General features: G+C 71.8%; 20 protein-coding genes and 1 tRNA gene. 15 read left to right on the forward strand and 6 right to left on the reverse strand.

The window, feature by feature from the left end:
- Positions 1 to 157 precede the first annotated feature (157 nt).
- A complete protein-coding gene (locus BMY40_RS00315; protein WP_093655602.1) occupies positions 158 to 508 on the forward strand; it encodes a hypothetical protein in 351 nt (116 codons plus the stop codon).
- Between the two features lie 25 nt (positions 509 to 533).
- Here BMY40_RS00315 and BMY40_RS00320 read toward each other — a convergent pair whose 3' ends face one another.
- The gene (locus tag BMY40_RS00320; RefSeq protein WP_093654142.1) at positions 534 to 1,127 is read right to left on the reverse strand and encodes an isochorismatase family protein; all 594 of its coding nucleotides are present in this window, start codon (positions 1,125 to 1,127) and stop codon (positions 534 to 536) included.
- A 174-nt stretch (positions 1,128 to 1,301) separates the two neighbouring features.
- Positions 1,302 to 2,636 carry a nicotinate phosphoribosyltransferase gene (locus BMY40_RS00325; protein ID WP_093654144.1) on the reverse strand — a complete coding sequence of 445 codons (1,335 nt, stop codon included), beginning with the start codon at positions 2,634 to 2,636 and terminating at the stop codon, positions 1,302 to 1,304.
- Positions 2,637 to 2,848: 212 nt separating this feature from the next.
- On the opposite strand from BMY40_RS00325, the gene clpS reads away from it, so the two are divergent.
- The 8 genes from clpS to BMY40_RS00365 all read left to right on the forward strand — a co-directional run bounded on the left by clpS (position 2,849) and on the right by BMY40_RS00365 (position 8,899).
- Complete coding sequence (gene clpS / locus BMY40_RS00330) at positions 2,849 to 3,160, forward strand: ATP-dependent Clp protease adapter ClpS (RefSeq protein ID WP_245769831.1); 312 nt, start codon at positions 2,849 to 2,851, stop codon at positions 3,158 to 3,160.
- On the forward strand, positions 3,160 to 3,765 hold the full coding sequence (locus BMY40_RS00335) for a DUF2017 domain-containing protein (protein WP_093654146.1): 606 nt from the start codon (positions 3,160 to 3,162) through the stop codon (positions 3,763 to 3,765). Before clpS ends, BMY40_RS00335 begins: the two co-directional genes overlap by 1 nt.
- Before the next feature lie 444 nt (positions 3,766 to 4,209).
- Entirely contained in the window at positions 4,210 to 5,778 is a 1,569-nt protein-coding gene (locus BMY40_RS00340; protein ID WP_093654148.1) for an alanine/glycine:cation symporter family protein, read from the forward strand.
- A 100-nt stretch (positions 5,779 to 5,878) separates the two neighbouring features.
- Positions 5,879 to 6,310, forward strand: a complete 432-nt coding sequence (locus tag BMY40_RS00345) for a M67 family metallopeptidase (protein ID WP_093655606.1) — start codon at positions 5,879 to 5,881, stop codon at positions 6,308 to 6,310.
- Between the two features lie 91 nt (positions 6,311 to 6,401).
- Positions 6,402 to 6,560 (forward strand): putative leader peptide, encoded by a 159-nt coding sequence (locus BMY40_RS28355; RefSeq protein ID WP_342745050.1) that lies wholly within the window; start codon positions 6,402 to 6,404, stop codon positions 6,558 to 6,560.
- Positions 6,561 to 6,659: 99 nt separating this feature from the next.
- Positions 6,660 to 6,938 carry a MoaD/ThiS family protein gene (locus BMY40_RS00355; RefSeq protein ID WP_093654152.1) on the forward strand — a complete coding sequence of 93 codons (279 nt, stop codon included), beginning with the start codon at positions 6,660 to 6,662 and terminating at the stop codon, positions 6,936 to 6,938.
- The gene (locus tag BMY40_RS00360; RefSeq protein WP_093654154.1) at positions 6,938 to 7,888 is read left to right on the forward strand and encodes a PLP-dependent cysteine synthase family protein; all 951 of its coding nucleotides are present in this window, start codon (positions 6,938 to 6,940) and stop codon (positions 7,886 to 7,888) included. Before BMY40_RS00355 ends, BMY40_RS00360 begins: the two co-directional genes overlap by 1 nt.
- Positions 7,889 to 8,143: 255 nt before the next feature.
- A complete protein-coding gene (locus tag BMY40_RS00365) occupies positions 8,144 to 8,899 on the forward strand; it encodes an MBL fold metallo-hydrolase (protein WP_093654156.1) in 756 nt (251 codons plus the stop codon).
- A 123-nt stretch (positions 8,900 to 9,022) separates the two neighbouring features.
- On the opposite strand, the gene BMY40_RS00370 is transcribed toward BMY40_RS00365, so the two are convergent.
- Positions 9,023 to 10,225 carry a PTS transporter subunit EIIC gene (locus BMY40_RS00370; RefSeq protein ID WP_245769832.1) on the reverse strand — a complete coding sequence of 401 codons (1,203 nt, stop codon included), beginning with the start codon at positions 10,223 to 10,225 and terminating at the stop codon, positions 9,023 to 9,025.
- 370 nt (positions 10,226 to 10,595) lie between these two features.
- Between BMY40_RS00370 and BMY40_RS00375 the strand changes: the two genes are divergently transcribed.
- The 4 genes from BMY40_RS00375 to rdgB all read left to right on the forward strand — a co-directional run bounded on the left by BMY40_RS00375 (position 10,596) and on the right by rdgB (position 13,085).
- Positions 10,596 to 10,910, forward strand: coding sequence for a PTS sugar transporter subunit IIB (locus BMY40_RS00375; RefSeq protein ID WP_425443043.1), 315 nt, complete (start codon positions 10,596 to 10,598; stop codon positions 10,908 to 10,910).
- 99 nt (positions 10,911 to 11,009) lie between these two features.
- Positions 11,010 to 11,753 (forward strand): ribonuclease PH, encoded by a 744-nt coding sequence (gene rph, locus BMY40_RS00380; protein ID WP_093654162.1) that lies wholly within the window; start codon positions 11,010 to 11,012, stop codon positions 11,751 to 11,753.
- Between the two features lie 236 nt (positions 11,754 to 11,989).
- On the forward strand, positions 11,990 to 12,370 hold the full coding sequence (locus BMY40_RS00385; RefSeq protein ID WP_093654164.1) for a hypothetical protein: 381 nt from the start codon (positions 11,990 to 11,992) through the stop codon (positions 12,368 to 12,370).
- Positions 12,371 to 12,479: 109 nt separating this feature from the next.
- Entirely contained in the window at positions 12,480 to 13,085 is a 606-nt protein-coding gene (rdgB, locus tag BMY40_RS00390; protein WP_093654166.1) for an RdgB/HAM1 family non-canonical purine NTP pyrophosphatase, read from the forward strand.
- An 87-nt stretch (positions 13,086 to 13,172) separates the two neighbouring features.
- Here the strand turns inward: rdgB and BMY40_RS00395 are convergent.
- From BMY40_RS00395 to bcp, 3 genes are all read right to left on the reverse strand, one after another.
- Positions 13,173 to 13,257: transfer RNA gene (locus BMY40_RS00395), tRNA-Leu, on the reverse strand.
- A gap of 48 nt (positions 13,258 to 13,305) precedes the next feature.
- Positions 13,306 to 14,304, reverse strand: a complete 999-nt coding sequence (locus BMY40_RS00400) for an HNH endonuclease signature motif containing protein (protein WP_093654168.1) — start codon at positions 14,302 to 14,304, stop codon at positions 13,306 to 13,308.
- Between the two features lie 138 nt (positions 14,305 to 14,442).
- Complete coding sequence (bcp, locus tag BMY40_RS00405; protein WP_093654169.1) at positions 14,443 to 14,910, reverse strand: thioredoxin-dependent thiol peroxidase; 468 nt, start codon at positions 14,908 to 14,910, stop codon at positions 14,443 to 14,445.
- A 195-nt stretch (positions 14,911 to 15,105) separates the two neighbouring features.
- On the opposite strand from bcp, the gene BMY40_RS00410 reads away from it, so the two are divergent.
- The gene (locus BMY40_RS00410; RefSeq protein ID WP_093654171.1) at positions 15,106 to 15,426 is read left to right on the forward strand and encodes a DUF3618 domain-containing protein; all 321 of its coding nucleotides are present in this window, start codon (positions 15,106 to 15,108) and stop codon (positions 15,424 to 15,426) included.
- A 76-nt stretch (positions 15,427 to 15,502) separates the two neighbouring features.
- Positions 15,503 to 15,805 carry a GroES family chaperonin gene (locus tag BMY40_RS00415; protein ID WP_093655608.1) on the forward strand — a complete coding sequence of 101 codons (303 nt, stop codon included), beginning with the start codon at positions 15,503 to 15,505 and terminating at the stop codon, positions 15,803 to 15,805.
- The last annotated feature ends 36 nt before the right edge of the window (positions 15,806 to 15,841 follow it).

Genomic DNA, 15,841 nt, shown 5'->3' on the forward strand with positions numbered 1-15,841 from the left:
CCCGGTGACGCTGCGTTTTGGCAGGTCAGCTCGGTAAGGCAGTGAACGGTCGGCCGTCGCCCCCTAGCGGGCGGCGGCCGATCGTGCTGAGAATGCGCGTACCGCCCGAGGGCGGGTGGCCTTTGTTGACGTGGTGTATAACGGGGGAGTGGTGAAGATGGCAGGCGGTGGCTGGACCAGGCTGCCGGACGGCAGCGTGGTCGTGGCGCTCTCCGTGCCCCGGCCGGGGCACGGCGGGCAGCGTGCCCGCTTCCTGGTCCACGCGGCCAACCGCGCCCGCGCCCTGACCCGGCTGAGAAACCTCGGCCTGCGCGCGGTCTACCTGCGCGGCAACACCGACCCGCCCACCCCCGACGAGATCAGCGCGGTACTGCACCACCCCGACGGCCTGGTCTGGCGCCCGGCCCCGCAGCACGGCGCCGCCGGCGCACCGGCCGACGAGGGGACGCACGCGGAGGGCGGCTTCTGGCGGCCCATAGGCGCCCTGCGCCGCGCCGCGGCCGGCTAGGACCGCAGGGCCGGCGCCGCCGCGTTCAGGCGGCGCGGACCACCGGTTCGCCCGACAGCTCCACGCCCGCCCCGCGCATCTCCTCCAGCGCCAGCTCGGTGGTCCGCGCCGCCACCCCGGCCGTCATGCCGAGCAGCACCCGGGTGCGGAAGCCCTCGCGGGCCGCGTCCAGCGCGGTGGCGCGCACGCAGTGGTCGGTGGCGATGCCCACCACGTCCACCTCCGCCACATCACGGGAGCGCAGCCAGTCGGCGAGCGGGGTGCCGTTCTCGTCCTTCCCCTCGAAGCCGCTGTAGGCGGCGGCGTACGCGCCCTTGTCGAAGACCGCGTCGATCGAACCGGAGGCGACGGCCGGGGCGAAGTTCGGGTGGAAGCCCACGCCCTCGGTCCCTGCCACGCAGTGCGCGGGCCAGGAGTGGCGGAAGTCGGGGTGGTCGGAGAAGTGGTCGCCCGGGGAGACGTGGTGGTCGCGGGTGGCCACCACGTGGCGGTATCCGGGGGTGCTCTGCCCGACGAGGTCGGTGATGGCCGCGGCCACGTCGGCACCCCCCGCCACCGCGAGGCTGCCGCCCTCACAGAAGTCGTTCTGGACGTCTACGACGATCAGGGCCCGGTGCATGGTGCACACCTTTCGGCTGGAGTGGCTGTGGCTGGCTGTTGCCGCGGACGACTGTTGTGGCCGGCCGCCGCGGCCGCGGCCCGCGGCCGGTGCGGTCCGCGGGGGGACGGGGACGGGACGTGTCCGACCTTAGACACTCGGCGTCCGCCGCGGGAGTGCGAGGACACGCTGCGCTCACCCCCCGGTGTACTCGGTGGGCAGGACCGGTTCGCCGCGCGAGAGCTGCGTCGCCGACAGCGGCAGCCCGTCGCGGGCCCGCAGGTGCCGCTCGCGGGCAGCCTCCAGCCGCTCGCGCGCCACGATCTCGCCGCCGCGCACCAGGTCCACCGTCAGCAGGTGGTCCGCCAGCTCCGCGGGCACCTCGCCGGTGCCGACGACCTCGGCCTCGGCCACGCCGTCCGCGTCCGGCCGCCGGGCGGCCCACTTCACGCCCCCGACCGACAGCTTCCCGCCCATGGACTTCTTCGCCACCGGGCGCAGCGGCGCGCCGGGGTCGGAGGAGTCGGCGCGGGCCACGAGCTTGTAGACCATCGAGGCCGTGGGGTGCCCGCTGCCGGTGACCAGCTGGGTGCCCACGCCGTAGGCGTCCACCGGGGCGGCGGCCAGGGAGGCGATGGCGTACTCGTCCAGGTCGCTGGTCACGATGATCCTGGTGTCCCGCGCCCCCAGCTCGTCGAGCTGCTGCCGCACCCGGTGGGCGAGCAGCAGCAGGTCGCCGGAGTCGATGCGCACCGCGCCCAGGCCGGGGCCCGCAACCTCCACGGCGGTGCGGACGGCCTCGGCCACGTCGTAGGTGTCCACCAGGAGCGTGGTGCCGCTGCCCATGGACCCCACCTGCGCGGTGAAGGCGTCCCGTTCGGTGTCGTGCAGCAGGGTGAAGGCGTGGGCGCTGGTGCCGACGGTGGGGATGCCGTAGCGGAAGCCCGCGGCCAGGTCGGAGGTGGTGGAGAAGCCGCCCACGTACGCGGCCCGCGCCGCGGCCACCGCCGACAGCTCGTGGGTGCGGCGCGCGCCCATCTCGATCAGCGGGCGCCCCCGGGCCGCGACGGCCATCCGGGACGCGGCGGCGGCGACGGCCGAGTCGTGGTTGAGGATCGACAGGATCACCGTCTCCAGCAGCACGCACTCGGCGAAGGTGCCCTCCACCCGCATGACCGGCGAGCCGGGGAAGTAGACCTCGCCCTCCGGGTAGCCGCTGATGTCGCCGCGGAAGCGGTAGTCGGCCAGCCACTTCAGGGTCGGCTCGTCCACCACCTCCCGCTCGCGCAGGAACTCCAGGATCTCCGGCTCGAAGCGGAAGTTCGCCACCGCGTCCAGGACCCTTCCGGTGCCCGCCACCACGCCGTAGCGGCGGCCCTCGGGCAGACGGCGCGTGAAGACCTCGAAGACGGAGCGCCGGTCGGCGGTCCCGCCGCGCAACGCCGCCTGGACCATGGTGAGTTCGTAGTGGTCGGTGAAGAGGGCGGTGGACGGCACGGCGACCGGCAGGCCCAGGTCTGCGGTGTTCATGGGACGGATGCTACCCCCAATGTCGTCACTTTGACGATATCCGGTTCAGGGGAACCGCGCCACCGCCCGCCGGAACCCCGTTTGCACCACCGCCCGGTCAGGGTGGCAGCATGGGGACCGTGAGCGACGACACACACCGGACGACACCCCCGGCCGTCGCGGTCGCGCGGCCGCCCGCCGCGGACCGCGTACCCGGTCCGCACGGCGCCCATGTGGCGCGGCTGTCGGTCGCCCCCACCGAGATCACCCGCCCCGAGTCGGGCGAGGCCCCCCGGGTGGTGTCCGAGCCGGACGTCCCGTGGGTGACGGTCGTCCACAACGACCCGGTGAACCTGATGAGTTACGTGACCTACGTGTTCCAGACCTACTTCGGTTACCCGAAGGAGAAGGCCAGGAAGCTGATGATGGACGTCCACCACAAGGGCCGCGCGGTCGTCTCCAGCGGCACCCGCGAGGAGATGGAGCGCGACGTACAGGCCATGCACGGCTACGGCCTGTGGGCGACCCTCCAGCAGGACCGCTGATGGCCGGGCTCTTCCAGCCCGCGGCCGGCGTGCCCGGAGGCGCCGCCGTCGCGCTCGACGAGGTGGAGATCTCCATCCTGCGCAGCCTCGCCGTCCAGCTCCTGGAACTCATCGGGCCCGGCCCGGGCGCCGACGAGGCCGGCGGCGAGCAGGACCCGCTCGCCGCGCTGATGACCGACGGCCCCACCGAGCCGCCCTCCGACCCGGCGCTGGCCAGGCTCTTCCCCGACGCCTACGGCGGCCCCGGCGCCGGAGGGGACGAGAAGACGCGCGAGGCCGCCGCGGAGTTCCGGCGCTACACCGAGAACGACCTGCGCGCCCGCAAACGGGAGGACGGCCTCGCCGTCGTGCGCACCCTGGACTCCCTCGCCCCCGCCGGCGAGGGGGGAGCGGTGCTCACCCTGACCCCCGAGCAGTCGCGCCGGTGGCTCGGCGCGCTCAACGACCTGAGGCTGGCGATCGGCGCGCGCCTGGAGATCGCCGACGACGAGGACGGCGACGAGCTGTACGCGCTGCCGGACGGCGACCCGCGCAAGCCGATGGTGATGGCGTACCTGTGGCTGGGGGCGCTCCAGGAGTCGCTGGTGGAGACCCTCGCGCCCTGACGCGCCGGGCGGCCCGCGGCGCGGGCCGCGACGGTCCGGCCGCTGTTCCCGGTGGCGCCGGCGGGCCGCGCCGCATTCCGGCATCTGTTTGTGCCATACATTAAAAAGTCCCTGTGAGCCCGCCGCGTCGCGCAGAGTGATCGAAACTCTCCGTTAATCGGATACGACGCCTCTTTGGGCGGGATAGCTGCCCGATTTATCCCTCGATTCCCCTGTGTGACCCGACCGTAATATGAGCATGTGATCCAGGTCACACCGGTGCGGTAGCGCAGCGTGATAGGAACTCCCAACCCGATTTTTATCCGTGTCTTACAACTCGGAGAACTTCGGAGGAAACTGCGCTCGAAACCGGACGCCGAGGTCGGTCCTTCCGCCGCACCACAGGCAACCACCGTTGCACCCGCCCCCACACGTCCTCGCAGCCGCTACAGCCAGAGGGAACCCATGGCAAACGAATCCTGGACGACGCGGATCGACGAATCCATCACCGAATTCGTCGATCCGATCGCCTCGAAAATCAGCGACATCGTCTTCTACACCATCCCCCTCGGGGACACCGAGTTCCCCTGGATCGTCGGCTGGCTGGTGGTCGCGGGACTGGTGTTCACCGGATACTTCGGGTTCGCCCAGGTCCGCCACCTGCCCAAGGCCCTCAAGCTGGTCCGCGGCAAGTACGACCAGAAGGACGCCCCCGGTGAGGTGAACCACTTCCAGGCCCTCACCTCCGCCGTCTCCGGCACCGTCGGCCTCGGCAACATCGCCGGTGTGGCCATCGCGGTCACCATCGGCGGCCCCGGCGCCACCTTCTGGATGATCGTCTGCGGCCTCCTCGGCATGGCGACCAAGTTCGTCGAGTGCACCCTCGGTGTGAAGTACCGCGAGGTCCACGCCGACGGCACCGTCTCCGGCGGCCCGATGCACTACCTGCGCAAGGGCATGGCCGAGCGCGGCCTGGGCGGCCTGGGCAAGGTGCTCGCCATCGGCTCCGCCATCGCCCTGCTGTTCTTCACCTTCTTCGGCGGCAACCTCTTCCAGGTCAACCAGAGCCTGGAGCAGCTCCAGTCCGTCACCGGCGGCGAGGACAGCCTCTTCAGCAGCTCCGGCGGCGCCCTCTTCTTCGGCATCCTGATCGCCGCCCTGGTCGCCCTGGTCCTCATCGGCGGCATGCGCTCCATCGGTGCCGTCACCAGCCGGCTGGTCCCCGCGATGGCGATCATCTACGTCGTCGCCTGCCTCTTCGTCATCCTGACCAACGTCACCGCCGTGCCCGAAGCCATCTCGGACATCGTCGTGGGAGCCTTCGCCCCCGAGGGTGTGGCCGGCGGCCTCATCGGCGCCCTGATCGTCGGCTTCCAGCGCGCCGCCTTCTCCAACGAGGCGGGCATCGGCTCGGCCCCCATCGCCCACTCCGCGGTGAAGACCAAGCGCCCCGCCACCGAGGGCCTGGTCGCGATGATCGAGCCGTTCATCGACACCGTCGTCATCTGCACCATGACCGCGCTGACCATCGTCATCGCCCGCACCCCGAGCTGGGAGGCGGCCCGCGAGGCCAGCGCCAACGGCGACCCGATCGCCTCCGGCGTCTCGCTCACCTCGGACGCCTTCGAGACCGCGATCTCCTGGTTCCCGTACATCCTGGCCGTCGCGGTCCTGCTCTTCGCCTTCTCCACGATCATCACCTGGAGCTACTACGGCCTGAAGGCGTGGACCTACCTCTTCGGCCGCAGCAGGACCAGCGAGAACGTCTACAAGGTGCTCTTCAGCCTCATCGTCATCACCGGTGCGCTGATGTCGCTGTCCTCCCTGGTCTCCCTGGCCGACTCCTTCCTCTTCCTCGCGGCGGTGTTCAACATCATCGGCCTCTACCTGCTGGCGCCCGTCGTCAGGAGGGAGCTCAACCGCGTCCTCGACTACGTCCGCCGCCGCGACGCGGGCGAGACCGACGAGCAGATCGAGGCCGCCGAGGCCGCCGAGGCCGCCGGTCCCGGCGAGGCCACCACGCTCGCCAAGTGACACCCGCCCCCCGGGGGCACGGCACCGCGCGGGGCCCCGCCCGTACCGCACACCGGTACGGGCGGGGCCCCGCCCGCGCGCCCTGCCTATGCTGTCGCCCATGCTGACCATCACCCAGGAGCTGCACGACAAGATCGTGGCCCACGCCCGCCAGGACCACCCCGACGAGGCGTGCGGCATCATCGCGGGCCCGGCCGGCAGCGGACGCCCCGAGCGCTTCATCCCCATGCTCAACGCCGCCCGCTCGCCCACGTTCTACGAGTTCGACTCCGCGGACCTGCTGAAGCTCTACCGCGAGATGGACGACCGCGACGAGGAGCCGGTGGTCGTCTACCACTCCCACACCGCCACCGAGGCCTACCCCTCGCGCACCGACGTCGCCTACGCGGGCGAGCCCGGCGCCCACTACGTGCTGGTCTCCACCGCGGAGTGCGGCAACGACGAGGGGCCCTTCTCCTTCCGCTCCTTCCGCATCGTCGACGGCGAGATCACGGAGGAGGAGGTCAGGATCGTCCCCGCCTACGAGGACTGATCCACAAGCCTCCGACAACAGGTGAGACGGCAGGGTCCGCATCATGGAACAGGTATCCGGTTCCGGAGGCGGGAATCGTTACGATGAGCCCATGGTTAACCACGACGTGAGCGATACCCGCCGGGGTAAGTCCCCGGGCACGCTGCTCGTGGCGCGCCTGCACGTCGATCTGTGCCGCATCGCCAGCGCCATGGGGTCCCCCCGGTGCCGCGGTGCGGCATGCCGGTGCCGCGCGGCCGACCGCGTCTGACCCGGACGGCCATCCCCGCGCGGCCCGCCCGGCCGCACCCCGCGCACGCGCACGCGCCAGGCCCACACGCTTCCCGCCCTCTCCCACAGGAGTACACCCATGGCCATCGAGGTCCGCATCCCGACCATCCTCCGCACCTACACCGACGGGCAGAAGGCCGTCGAGGGCGACGGCGGCACCCTCGCCGAGCTCATCGAGGACCTGGAGACCCGCCACAGCGGCATCCGGGAGCGGCTGGTCGAGGGCGGCGAGCTGCGCCGCTTCGTCAACGTCTACCTCAACGACGAGGACGTCCGCTTCCTGGACGGGATCTCCACCAAGCTCAGCGACGGCGACAACGTGACGATCCTCCCCGCCGTGGCCGGGGGCATGCGCTGATGCGCTACGACTCGCCGACCGCCGCGGTGGGCAACACCCCTCTGGTGCGCCTGCCGCGGCTCTCGCCGTCCGAGGACGTCCGCATCTGGGCCAAGCTGGAGGACCGCAACCCCACCGGCTCGATCAAGGACCGCCCGGCCCTGTACATGATCGAGCAGGCCGAGAAGGACGGCCGGCTCACCCCCGGCTGCACCATCCTGGAACCCACCTCCGGCAACACCGGCATCTCGCTGGCCATGGCGGCCAGGCTCAAGGGCTACCGCATGGTCTGCGTCATGCCGGAGAACACCAGCGCCGAGCGCCGCCAGCTGCTGGCCATGTGGGGCGCCGAGATCATCTCCTCCCCGGCCGCCGGCGGCTCCAACACCGCCGTACGCGTCGCCAAGGAGATCGCCGCCGAGCACCCCGACTGGGTCATGCTCTACCAGTACGGCAACGCCGACAACGCCGGCGCCCACTACGCCGGCACCGGCCCCGAGATCTACGCCGACCTGCCCTCGATCACCCACTTCGTCGCGGGGCTCGGCACCACCGGCACCCTGATGGGCGCCGGCCGCTACCTGCGCGAGAAGGTCCCCGGCATCCAGATCGTCGCCGCCGAACCGCGCTACGACGACCTCGTCTACGGCCTGCGCAACCTCGACGAGGGCTTCGTCCCCGAGCTGTACGACGAGACCGTCCTCACCACCCGCTACTCGGTCGGCTCCGAGGACGCCGTCACCCGCACCCGCGAACTCCTCGCGCAGGAAGGCATCTTCGCCGGAGTCTCCACCGGCGCCGCCCTCCACGCCGCCATCGGGGTCGGCCGCAAGGCCGTACGCGCGGGCCAGAGCGCCGACATCGTCTTCGTCGTCGCCGACGGCGGCTGGAAGTACCTGTCCACCGGCATCTACACCGCGCCCACCACCGAGGCCGCGGTCGAGGCCCTCCAGGGACAGCTCTGGGCCTGAGCCCGGCCCGCACATCCGCGACGCCCGCCCGCCGCGCCCGCCGTACCCCGCCCCTTCGGCAGCCGGGAACGGCGGTGCGGCGGCCGCCGCCCGGGCCGCGCGCCCCCCGAGGCCGCGCGCCGCGCGATCCGCGCCCCGCACCACCCCCGCCCTGGTGATTCCGCCCACAACGGGGCACTGCGGAGGAGCCACCGGCCCCTGTGCGCCTTACGCTCAGGTAACCCCTCTTCCCGGGCCACGGAGGTTCCTTCCCCTATGAAGCTCACCGTCGTCGGCTGCTCGGGATCGTTCCCGTCCGCGGAATCGGCCTGCTCCAGCTACCTCGTCGAGGCCGACGGCTACCGGCTCCTGCTCGACATGGGCAACGGCGCCCTGGGCGAGCTGCAACGCCACTGCGGCCTCTACGACCTCGACGCCATCGTCCTCAGCCACCTCCACGCGGACCACTGCATCGACATGTGCGCGTACTTCGTGGCCCGGTACTACCGGCACGAGGGAGGACGCTGCGAGGCCATCCCGGTGTACGGCCCCAAGGGCACCGAGCAGCGGCTGACCACGGCCTACGCCGACACCCCGTCCGAGAGGTCCATGAGCGAGGTCTTCGACTTCCACGACCTCGCCCCCCGGAGCGCCTTCCGGCTCGGACCGCTGACCGTCACCGCCGACCGGGTGCGGCACCCGGTGGAGACCTACGGCTTCCGCGTCGAGCACGACGGCAGGGCCCTCGTCTACTCCGGCGACACCGGCCCCTGCGACGCCCTGTGCGACCTGGCCCGAGGCGCCGACCTCTTCCTGTGCGAGGCCTCCTTCACCGACGGCAAGGAGGACATCCCCGAACTCCACCTCAACGGGCGGCAGGCCGGGGAGTGCGCCCGGGACGCGGGCGCCGGACGACTGGTCCTCACCCACATCCCGCCGTGGACGGACCCCCAGCACAACCTGCGCGACGCACGGGCCGCCTTCGGCGGCCCCGTGGAGATGGCCCGCCCCGGCGCCGTCTACGAGATCTGACCGGCCGCCGGCCGGTCCGGCGGTCACGGGCCCGGCCGGCGCGGCACGGGCCGTACGGCGCCCCGGACACCGGGACCGGCACGAGGGCCCGGCACAGGATCCGGTACAGGGCCCGGCACAGGGCTATGCCCGGTACTGCGCCTTCTCCAGTTCGGCGATCTCCTCGTCCGACTCCCGGCCCGGCGTCGGCAGGTCGAACCGCGTGATCGCGAACCGGAAGACCGCGTAGTACACCACCGCGAAGCACAGCCCCAGCACCACCAGCAGCCACGGCCTGGTCGCGATCCCCAGGTTCAGCAGGAAGTCGATCGCCCCGGCGGAGAAACCGAAGCCGTCCCGCGCCCCCAGCGCCCAGCTCAGCGCCATCGACACCCCCGTCAGCACCGCGTGGACGGCGTACAGCGCCGGCGCGATGAAGATGAACGTGAACTCGATCGGCTCGGTGACCCCGGTGACGAAGGCGGTCAGCGCGATGGAGAACATCATCCCGCCCACCACCTTGCGGCGTTCGGGCCGCGCGCAGTGGTACATCGCCAGGCAGGCCGCGGGCAGGGCGAACATCATGATCGGGAAGAAGCCGGTCATGAACTGACCCGCCGTCGGATCCCCGTGCAGGAAGCGCGCGATGTCCCCCTCGTACCGCACCCCGCCGTCCTCGTAGGAACCCGCCTGGAACCACGGGAACGAGTTCAGCAGATGATGCATGCCCACCGGGATCAGCGCCCGGTTGGCCACCCCGAACACTCCCGCCCCCAGCGCCCCCGAACCCACCAGCCACTCGCCGAAACCGTGGATCCCGGCCCCCAGTACCGGCCAGGCGTATCCGAAGACCACCCCCAGGAACAGGCCCGCGAACGACGCCAGGATCGGCACCAGCCGGCGGCCGCCGAAGAAGCCCAGCCAGTCCGGCAGCTTCCTGCGGTGGTAGCGCTGGTAGAGCACGGCGGTGACCAGCCCCATCACCACACCGCCCAGCACACCGGCGTCCGCGGGCCGGGCGACGCCCTCCTCGGGAGGCAGGTTGGGATCGCTGAAGGTGGCCATCACCTGCTGGAAGACCAGATAGCCCACGACGGCCGCCAGCCCCGTCGAGCCGTCCGCCCGCCTGGCGAAGCCGATCGCGATGCCCACGGCGAACAGCAGTGGCAGATTGTCCAGCAGCGCCCCGCCGCCCGCCGCCAGGAACTCGGCGATCCGGTTGACGAAGTCCGGGAAGCCCTCCCGGCCCAGCATGTCCTCGTAGCCCAGCCGGACCATCAGGGCCGCCGCGGGCAGCACCGCGATCGGCAGCATCAGACTGCGGCCGACGCGCTGGGCCACCGCCATCGCGCCCGCGCCGCGCCTCTTTCCGCCTCCGTCCCTGCCGCCTCCGCCCTCGCCGCCTCCGCCCCCGTCGCCTCCGTCGTCGGATGTCCTGGCAGTGGCCGTGGTCATCGGCTTCCTCCCGTGGGGCCGTGCGGTCCGCGCCGCACACCGCATCGCAAGCATCACAAGGGCAACAGAGTGCTTAAGTCACCTTGTAACACGAACAAAGGCATCGAAAGCACCCAAGCGGGCAACGAGGCCGACGGAACGGGGACAGTGCCGGAATGCAGTACCCGGACCGCCCGCGGGTCCGCGCCCCCTTCCCCGCGGGGCCGGGAAGCGGTATGGAGCCGATGAGGCCCCTCTCGCGAAGTGTGCATAACGTGGGTTAATGTGCCAATCCAGTCCAGACGGGGCACGGACACAGGACGGGCCGAGACGGCCGGCGACAGCCGGCGGGAAGGCGGAGGACATGCCCGGCAAAGCGGAGAACATCGTCGCCGGACTCGGCGGCATCGACAACATCGTCGAGATCGAGGGCTGCATCACCCGCCTGCGCACCGAGGTCGAGGACCCCGCCCTCATCGACGAGGCCGCGCTCAAGGCCGCCGGCGCACACGGCGTAGTGAAGATGGGCTCCGCCATCCAGGTCGTCATCGGCACCGACGCCGACCCCATCGCCGCCGAGATCGAGGACATGATGTGACAGGCCCGCCCCGTCCCGCCCCCGGGCGGCCCCCGCGCACCGGGCCACCAGGCCGTTCACCCCAACGGCCGCCCCACCCGTGGCACTAGGCTCGCACCCATGTCACGCATCGACGGCCGCACAGCCGAACAACTCCGACCCGTCACCATCGAACGCGGCTGGAGCAAGCACGCCGAAGGGTCCGTCCTCATCTCCTTCGGCGACACCCGCGTCCTCTGCACCGCCAGCGTCACCGAAGGCGTACCCCGCTGGCGCAAGGGCAGCGGCGAGGGCTGGATCACCGCCGAGTACGCCATGCTCCCCCGATCCACCAACACCCGCGGCGACCGCGAGTCCGTCCGCGGCAAGATCGGCGGACGCACCCACGAGATCTCGCGCCTCATCGGTCGCTCCCTGCGCGCCGTGGTGGACCTCAAGGCCCTCGGCGAGAACACCGTCGTCCTCGACTGCGACGTCCTCCAGGCCGACGGCGGCACCCGCACCGCCGCCGTCACCGGCGCCTACGTCGCCCTCGCCGACGCCCTCACCTGGGCCCGCGGCAGGAAACTCCTCCGCGCCAAGGCCCAGCCGCTGACCGGCACCGTCTCCGCCGTCAGCGTCGGCATCGTCGACGGCACCCCCCTCCTCGACCTCTGCTACGAGGAGGACGTCCGAGCCGAGACCGACATGAACGTCGTCTGCACCGGCGACGGCCGCTTCGTCGAAGTCCAGGGCACCGCCGAGGGAGTCCCCTTCGCGCGCACCGAACTCGACGCCCTCCTCGACCTCGCCGTCGCGGGCTGCGCCCAACTCGACGGCGCCCAGCGGCACGCACTGGACACGGACGCACTGCCTCGGGCCTGACCTCCGGTCCGCCCCCGAACTCCGGCCCCGGCCCGGTCCCGGCCTCGTCCCCCGTCCCCGGCTACGGCCCCGGCCCCGCCGCGGCGCCGTCCGGGCCGCCTGGGCCGACCGGGTGACGCCCGGTGAGAACACGGACGTGGCGCGGAACTTTGCGAGTGCTTTACGCGTCCTACAGGACACGGGCCGTACGGGTCGAGCCGTGCGGCCCGTCCAGACATCAGGAGGACCACGACCCCATGCGCAGACGGACCACCCTCGCCGCCGCCCTCGCCCCCGTCGTCCTCGCCCTCCCCCTGGTGGGCTGCAGCACCGTCCAGAACGCACTGGACTGCGCCAACACCGCCGTCGTCGTCGTGGACAGCGCCAACGCCCTCCAGCAGGCCGTCGCCGACGGCGTCGAGAACCCCGCCGAGGTGGACCGGTCCCTGGACCGCATCAACGAGAACCTCGACAAGATCATCGAGAACACGGACAACGCCGACATCACCCGGGTCGCCGAGGACATGCAGAAGGCCGCCGACAACGTCCGCGAATCCGTCGAACAGGGCAGGACCCCGGACGTCGGCCCCCTCGCCGACGCGGCCGACGAACTGACCCAGGTCTGCACCCCCGGCTGACGGACACCGGGCCGGCGGAGCCCGGGTTCCGGTCCCCGACCCCGGGCGCCGGCACCGGCGTCCGGCCCGCCCGGTGATTCCGGCCGCCGCAACGGGATAATCGGTCCCCATGAGCCAGCGCCTGATCCTCGCCACCCGCAACGCCCACAAGGTCCGAGAACTCGAGGCCATCCTCTCCGCCGCCGGACTGGACCTCACCCTGGTCGGCGCCGACGCCTACCCCGAGGTCCCGGACGTCAAGGAGACCGGCCTCACCTTCGCCGAGAACGCACTCCTCAAGGCCCGCACCCTGGCCAAGGCCACCGGAGTGCCCGCCGTCGCCGACGACTCCGGCCTGTGCGTCGACGTCATGGGAGGAGCCCCCGGCATCTTCTCCGCACGCTGGGCCGGACGCCACGGCGACGACAGGGCCAACCTGGACCTGCTCCTCGCCCAGCTCTCCGACATCGACGACCCCCACCGCACCGCGTACTTCGCCTGCGCGGCGGCCCTGGCCCTGCCCGACGGCACCGAGCGCGTCGTCGAGGGCCGCCTGGCTGGCACCCTCCGCCGCGAACCCGCCGGCGCCGGCGGGTTCGGCTACGACCCGATCCTCCAGCCCGAGGGCGAGACCCGTACCTGCGCGGAGCTGAGCCCGGAGGAGAAGAACGCCATCAGCCACCGCGGCCAGGCGTTCCGCGCCCTGGCCCCCGTGGTCCGGGAACTGCTGGGCTGAGACCGCAGGACAACGGCCCGCGGGGCCGGTCCGCAGAGAACACCGAAGGCCCGGCTCAACGAGCCGGGCCTTCGAATCCAAGGTGCGTGCGGCCGGTGGGACTCGAACCCACACGGGGGAAACCCCCACTGGGACCTAAACCCAGCATGACTGCCAGTTCCATCACGGCCGCCGGTCGCCGCCCATCGTACCGGTTCGGTCGCTCTCGGAGCGTCGTCGGCTACGGTGCTCCTCGCCGGTTCCGGCCACACCATGTGTCTGTGATCGCGTGGCAGTTCGGGCACAGATAGCGCAGATTCCCGCGACGGTTGTCGTGCCAGTCCCCGTTGACGTGGTCGATGTGTAGGGTCATCACCGCCTCACGCCACTCGCCGGGGTTGCCGCAGCCGACGCATCGGTACGGGACGCCGATCTCGTCCAGAGCCCGGCGCAACCGCGCGTGGTTCACACGGGGTGCGCCTCTGGGAAGCACGCGCAGGACTTCGCCGGCGATCCGCTTCGGCGTCCTCGGGCGGGGTTCGCGTCTGCTTCGCCGCTTGAAGTGAGAGGTGTCCAAGCCCAGCCGTATCACCTGCCGGTGCACCCGCCGGTGGTTCGCGTCGTTGACCGGAAGCCCCAGGCGGCGCATCACATCGGCATAACTCGTGCTGCTCGGGACGGCGGCGCGGAGTGCCGTCTCGGGGACGGTGATGCGCGCGTGGGAGAAGTGCGAGACATCGACGCTCAGTTCGGCGAGCATGCGGCGCAGCGCGGCACGCGACCCGCTGTCGTCGGCGAGGCTCAGGGAACGCGCCAGGGAGCGGACGCTGGTGGCGGTGGCCGCTGCTTCCCTCACCTCTTCGGGCGCGACCGGGAGGTCGACCCGGGGGCGATTCAGCGCGGGGAGGTGGCCGGTGTCGATTCCGGCGGCGGCGATACGGCGCCGGATGTGGGAGAGCGTCCCCGTCGCGGGTGTCGCGCCGAGCTTGGTGACGACCTCGCGCAGCGTGCTCGAACCCGCGACGGCCTCGGCGATCGCCGTGTCGGTGTACTTCCGCCATGGACTCCGCCGCCTGAAGTGGCCCGTGTCGATGCCGTATTCGGCGACGAGCCGCTGGAGCGTACGGCGCTTCCCCCCACTGACCTCCGCACCCAGCTCGCGCATGAGGTGCGCCCATGTCGAGGAACGGGCGACGGCTTCGGAGAGCTCCTCCCGTGTGTACGCACGACCGGCGGCCATGGCCCCTCCCCCTGTGAACCGTCCGCGCGTGGTCGTTCGGTCTTCCGTCGCGGACTCGTACTGGTCAACGAACGGCGCGCGGGGTGGTTACGCCGGTCGGGGGAGGAGCCGGGGCGGGTCCCCGGAGGCCCGGCGGGCTCAGAGGGAGAGGTCCCGGATGAGCTTGGCGACATGGCCGGTGGCCTTGACGTTGTACAGCGCCCGCTCGACCTTCCCCTCCTCGTCGACGATCACCGTGGAGCGGATGACGCCGGTGACGGTCCTGCCGTAGAGCTTCTTCTCCCCGAAGGCGCCGTAGGCCTCGAGGACCTTCTTCTCCGGATCGCCGACGAGGGTGACCCGGAGGTTCTCCTTCTCGCGGAACTTCGCGAGCTTCTCCGGCTTGTCGGGGGAGACGCCGATCACCTCGTAGCCCGCGTCGGCGAGGAGGTCGAGGTTGTCGGTGAAGTCGCAGGCCTGCTTGGTGCAGCCGGGGGTGAGGGCGGCGGGGTAGAAGTAGACGATCACCTTGCGTCCGGCGCGGTCGGCGAGCGAGACGGGGTTGCCGTCGGCGTCGGGCAGGGTGAAGGCCGGGGCGGTGTCGCCGGGTTGCAGTCGCTCGCTCATCGGTACTCCTCTGGCGGGGCTCGCGGTCCCGTGGTCGGGGCCGTTATCGGTTCGAAAGCCTAGCCACGGGGTGTGACGGGGGTGGCGGGGGGCATCGGAGGTGAGGGAACTGCCAGACTGTCCGGTAGCCGGGATCCCGGTACACGGCGGCCCGGGTGGGGCGGATGAGACGGATGAGACGACGGAGGCAGTGCGGTGTCGGAAGCCAGGACCCCCGCGGAGATCGAGGCGGAGATCGTCCGCAGGCGGCAGGAGCTCGCCGAGACGCTGGACGAGCTGGCGGTGCGGGTGCACCCGAAGACGATCGCCGACGGTGTGAAGGCGCGGGCGGCGTCGGCCGTGGACCGCACCGCGGGCCGGGCGTACGTCGCGGTGAACCACGCGCTGTCGGATGTGCGGGACCGCTTCACGGACGAGGAGGGCCGCCCGAGGGCGGCGCGGATCGTGCCGGTGGCCCTGGTGGCGGTGGGGGTGGCCGGGCTGCTGGTGGTGTCGTCCCGGCGCCGCCGCCGCTGAGCGGCGTGGACGCGGGCTGAGATACGGTTCTGCCGTGAGCTCCAAGACGTCCCACCACGACAAGCTGCCCATCCGGATGCTGCACGACCGGGTGCTGGTGCGTACCGACATTCCCGAGGGCGAGCGCCGTTCCTCCGGTGGCATCGTCATCCCCGCGACGGCCGCGGTCGGCCGCAGGCTGAACTGGGCCGAGGTGGTCGCCGTCGGGCAGAACGTGCGCACGGTGGAGCCGGGCGACCGCGTGCTGTTCGACCCGGCCGACCGGGCCGAGGTGGAGGTGCGCGGGGTCGCGTACGTGCTGATGCGCGAGCGTGACCTGCACGCGGTGGCGGCCGAGCGGCTGCAGGGTTCGGAGGACTCCACCGGGCTGTATCTGTAGAGCCATCTGTAAGCCGCGCCCGGGGCCGGGCGACGG

The sequence above is a fragment of the Streptomyces radiopugnans genome, assembly GCF_900110735.1.
Classification (GTDB): Bacteria; Actinomycetota; Actinomycetes; order Streptomycetales; family Streptomycetaceae; genus Streptomyces; species Streptomyces radiopugnans.

What these genes read in the sequence shown, in the direction of transcription:
- BMY40_RS00315 (WP_093655602.1), top strand. Translation starts at nt 158, where the DNA reads ATGGCAGGCGGTGGCTGGACCAGGCTGCCGGACGGCAGCGTGGTCGTG.
- BMY40_RS00320 (WP_093654142.1), bottom strand. Translation starts at nt 1,127, where the DNA reads ATGCACCGGGCCCTGATCGTCGTAGACGTCCAGAACGACTTCTGTGAG.
- BMY40_RS00325 (WP_093654144.1), bottom strand. Translation starts at nt 2,636, where the DNA reads ATGAACACCGCAGACCTGGGCCTGCCGGTCGCCGTGCCGTCCACCGCC.
- BMY40_RS00335 (WP_093654146.1), top strand. Translation starts at nt 3,160, where the DNA reads ATGGCCGGGCTCTTCCAGCCCGCGGCCGGCGTGCCCGGAGGCGCCGCC.
- BMY40_RS00340 (WP_093654148.1), top strand. Translation starts at nt 4,210, where the DNA reads ATGGCAAACGAATCCTGGACGACGCGGATCGACGAATCCATCACCGAA.
- BMY40_RS00345 (WP_093655606.1), top strand. Translation starts at nt 5,879, where the DNA reads ATGCTGACCATCACCCAGGAGCTGCACGACAAGATCGTGGCCCACGCC.
- BMY40_RS28355 (WP_342745050.1), top strand. Translation starts at nt 6,402, where the DNA reads ATGGTTAACCACGACGTGAGCGATACCCGCCGGGGTAAGTCCCCGGGC.
- BMY40_RS00355 (WP_093654152.1), top strand. Translation starts at nt 6,660, where the DNA reads ATGGCCATCGAGGTCCGCATCCCGACCATCCTCCGCACCTACACCGAC.
- BMY40_RS00360 (WP_093654154.1), top strand. Translation starts at nt 6,938, where the DNA reads ATGCGCTACGACTCGCCGACCGCCGCGGTGGGCAACACCCCTCTGGTG.
- BMY40_RS00365 (WP_093654156.1), top strand. Translation starts at nt 8,144, where the DNA reads ATGAAGCTCACCGTCGTCGGCTGCTCGGGATCGTTCCCGTCCGCGGAA.
- BMY40_RS00370 (WP_245769832.1), bottom strand. Translation starts at nt 10,225, where the DNA reads ATGGCGGTGGCCCAGCGCGTCGGCCGCAGTCTGATGCTGCCGATCGCG.
- BMY40_RS00375 (WP_425443043.1), top strand. Translation starts at nt 10,596, where the DNA reads ATGTGCCAATCCAGTCCAGACGGGGCACGGACACAGGACGGGCCGAGA.
- rph (WP_093654162.1), top strand. Translation starts at nt 11,010, where the DNA reads ATGTCACGCATCGACGGCCGCACAGCCGAACAACTCCGACCCGTCACC.
- BMY40_RS00385 (WP_093654164.1), top strand. Translation starts at nt 11,990, where the DNA reads ATGCGCAGACGGACCACCCTCGCCGCCGCCCTCGCCCCCGTCGTCCTC.
- rdgB (WP_093654166.1), top strand. Translation starts at nt 12,480, where the DNA reads ATGAGCCAGCGCCTGATCCTCGCCACCCGCAACGCCCACAAGGTCCGA.
- BMY40_RS00400 (WP_093654168.1), bottom strand. Translation starts at nt 14,304, where the DNA reads ATGGCCGCCGGTCGTGCGTACACACGGGAGGAGCTCTCCGAAGCCGTC.
- bcp (WP_093654169.1), bottom strand. Translation starts at nt 14,910, where the DNA reads ATGAGCGAGCGACTGCAACCCGGCGACACCGCCCCGGCCTTCACCCTG.
- BMY40_RS00415 (WP_093655608.1), top strand. Translation starts at nt 15,503, where the DNA reads ATGCTGCACGACCGGGTGCTGGTGCGTACCGACATTCCCGAGGGCGAG.